1 protein-coding gene is annotated in these 3,773 nt (G+C 75.0%); it reads left to right on the top strand.

What is annotated here, in order from left to right:
• Positions 1 to 3,773, top strand: a 3,773-nt coding sequence (locus ACZ4U1_RS40125; protein WP_467909125.1) for a type I polyketide synthase, incomplete at both ends; no start/stop codon positions are given.

Here is a 3,773-nt window from a genome sequence, read left to right as displayed (position 1 = left end):
GTTCCCGCGTTGCGTGGTGGTCGTCCGGAGGAGAAGGCGCTGGTGTCGGCGCTGGCCCGGGTCTGGGCTCACGGGGTCGGGGTGGACTGGAAGGCGGTGTTCACCGGGACCGGTGCCCAGCGTGTGGACCTGCCCACCTACGCCTTCCAACGCCACCGCTACTGGCTGGAGGACGGCCCCGGCGCAGGCAGCGGCGACCTGCGGGCCGTAGGCCTTGAAGGGGCCGAACACCCCTTGCTCGGCGCGGCGTTGGAGGTCGCGGGGGAGGGGAGCCTCCTCTGGACCGCTCGCCTCTCGCAGCAGGCGCAGCCCTGGCTGACGTACCACCGTGTCGGTGAGGCCGCGGTGCTTCCGACGGCGGCCCTGGTCGATCTGCTGACCCACGTCGGTGAGCAGGTACAGGTGCCGGTGATCAGAGAACTGACCGTGTCCGCGCCGATCGTCGTACCCGCCGCCGGAGGCACGGTCGTCCAGCTCGCCCTCGCGGCGCCGGACGCCGAGGGGCGCCGTTCGCTGCGCGTCCACGCGCGCGCCGACGGCACCACCACCGGCCAGGACGGCTGGCGCGAGCACGCCGTCGGCGCGCTGGCCCCCTGGGACGACGCCACCGCGGCGCCGGAGGCCGACCTCGTCTCCTGGCCCCCGGAGGGCGCCGTCGAGGTGGCCGGGCCGGTGCCCGACGGTGTGGGCGTGGCCTGGGAGGCCCACGGACGGCTGTATGCGGAGGTGCGCCTTCCGGAGAGCGCGGAGGACGACGCGGACGCCGACCGGTACGGGGTCCACCCCGCCGTGCTGGACACGGCTCTGCAACTCGCCTCGCACCTCGGCACCGTCACCTCCGCCGGACGGCTCCTCGCCCACTCGGTCCGCGGGGTGCGCGCCCACGCGACCGGCGCCCGGTCCCTGCGCGTGTGTCTGACACCCGCGGGCACGGACACCGTGGAGATCAGCGCCGCGGACGACGACGGGGCGGCCGTACTGACTGCCGAGGCGGTGACGCTGCGCCCGCTCACGGCCGACGAACTGCCCGTCTCCGCGGCTCCCGTCGGGCGGGACTCGCTGTTCGAGGTGGAGTGGGTCCCGGCGTCGGGCCGCCCGCTGGACGCTCCGGTGGAGTGGAGTCCGTACGAGGCCGTGGCCGGTCTGCCGGACGGCCGGACGCTGCCGCCGGTCGTCGTGTACGAGCCGGGCAGCGGTGATCCGCGGCGTCCGCTGCCCGAGCGGGTGCACGCCGTCACGCAGCGCCTGCTGGAGGTGGTCCAGGACTGGCTGGCCGACCCGCGCACGAGGGATTCCCGGCTCGTCGTGGTGACCCGGTCGGAGCCGGCCGGGACGGACACCGAGCTGGTGGCCGAGCCGGTGCGCGGACTCATGCGCTCCGCCCAGTCGGAGAACCCGGGACGGTTCGCCCTGCTCGAAGTCGAGGCGACGGCGTCGGCAACGGGGACGGCAACGGAGGCGGCAACGGAGGCGGCAACGGGGACGGGCACCGCGCCTGTCGACACCGAGACGCTCCACGCCGGCCTCGCCGCCTCCGACGAGCCGTGGGTCGCGGTCCGTGCCGGCCGCGCGTACGTCGCCCGCCTCAAGCCCGTCGAACTCACCGCCCCGGCATCCACCACTCCCGCACTCACCACTCCCGCACTCACCACCCCCGCGTCCACCACCCCCGCGTCCACTGGCTCTCTCTCCGACGGCGTGGTCCTCGTCACCGGTGCGACCGGGGGCCTGGGCCGGCTGGTGGTCCGCCACCTCGCCGAAGCCCATGGCGTACGGGAACTGGTGCTGGTCTCCCGCTCCGGGCGCGACCCCCGCTGGACGGACTGGCTCGGTGAACTGGCCGCGCTCGGCCTGAGCGTGCGGATGGTGGCCGCCGACGCCGCCGACCGCGAGGCCATGACCGAGCTGGTGGGCTCGATCGGCGACCGGCTGACCGCGGTCGTGCACACGGCCGGTGTCGTCGCGGACGGTCTCCTGAGCACGCTCACCCCGGACGACCTGCACGCCGTACTGCGTCCGAAGGTCGACGCGGCCTGGCACCTGCACGAGCTGACCGCCGAACTGCCGCTGCGCGCCTTCGTGCTCTTCTCCTCGGCGGCGTCCCCCTTCGGCGGCGCCGGACAGGGCAACTACGTCGCCGCCAACGCGTTCCTCGACGGCCTGGCCGCCCATCGGCAGGCCCGCGGCCTGCCCGCCGTCTCCCTCGCCTGGGGCCTGTGGGGGCCGGAACTCGGCGGCATGGGCGGTGACCTCGGCGAGGTCGACCTGGCCCGGATCGCCCGCGAGGGCATCCTGCCGCTCTCCGCCGAGCAGGGCCTCGCGCTGTTCGACGCGGCCCTGACCGCCGGACGGCCCACCCTCGTGCCGGTACGACTGGACCGCGCGGCCCTGCGCGCGAGCAGCCACCTCCCGGCCGTCCTGCGCGCGCTGGCGCCGCGCACCACCCGCCGCGCCGTCACCCGACAGCACGCGGAGACCGTCCAGGACGGCACCGCCCTGCCCCGGCGACTGGCCGGGGTCGCCCCGGCCGACCGGCACAAGGCACTGCTGGACCTGGTGCGCGAGAGCGCCGCCCAGGTGCTCGGTCACGCCTCCGCCGACGTCATAGGCGCCGGACGCCCCTTCAAGGAGACCGGCTTCGACTCACTGACCGGCGTGGAGCTGCGCAACCGGCTCGCCGCCGAGACCGGTCTGGCCCTCCCGGCCACCCTGGTCTTCGACTACGCCACGCCCACCGCGCTCGCCCAGTACCTGCTGGACGAACTCCTCGGTACGGCGGACCAGGCCCCCGAGGCGGCCCTGGCTCCCGCCGCCCCCGCGGCCGACGACGACCCCATCGCCGTCGTCGGCATGGGCTGCCGCTTCCCCGGAGGCGCGGACTCCCCCGAGGGACTGTGGCGGATGCTGGCCGCCGGCGAGGACGCGATCGTGGAGTACCCGGCAGACCGCGGCTGGGACATCGACAGCCTCTACGACCCGGACCCCGACCACATCGGCACGACCTACGTGCGGACCGGCTCCTTCCTGGAGAGCGCCGCCGACTTCGACCCCGCCTTCTTCGGTATCGCCCCGCGCGAGGCCGTCGCCATGGACCCGCAGCAGCGGCTGCTGCTGGAGACGTCCTGGGAGGCCATCGAACGCGCGGGCATCGACCCCACCAGCCTGCGCGGCAGCAGGACCGGCGTCTTCGCGGGCACCAACGGCCAGGACTACAGCACGCTGATGCAGCGTTCGCCCAAGGAGTCCGACGGCTACCTGGCCACGGGCATCGCGGCCAGCGTCGTCTCCGGGCGCATCTCCTACACCCTCGGTCTGGAGGGCCCCGCTCTGTCCGTGGACACCGCGTGCTCGTCCTCGCTGGTGGCACTCCATCTGGCGGTGCAGGCGCTGCGGGCGGGCGAGTGCACGCTGGCCCTGGCCGGCGGTGTGAGCGTCATGACGAGCCCCGGCCTCCTGGTGGAGTTCAGCCGGCAGCGGGGCCTGTCCTCGGACGGCCGCTGCCGGTCCTTCTCCGACGACGCGGACGGCACCGGCTGGGGCGAGGGCGCGGGCATGCTGGTCCTGGAGCGGCTGTCGGACGCGCGGCGCAACGGTCATCCGGTGCTGGCTGTCGTGCGCGGCTCGGCCGTCAACCAGGACGGTGCCAGCAACGGCCTCACGGCCCCCAACGGGCCGTCGCAGCAGCGGGTGATCCGTGCCGCCCTGGCGAACGCCGGGCTGTCGGCCGGTGACGTGGACGCGGTCGAGGCGCACGGCACCGGCACGACCCTCGG

Source organism: Streptomyces sp. NPDC028928 (assembly GCF_055564915.1).
The sequence above is the reverse complement of the archived record's forward strand: the minus strand, read 5'-3'. Positions and strand labels throughout refer to the sequence as shown.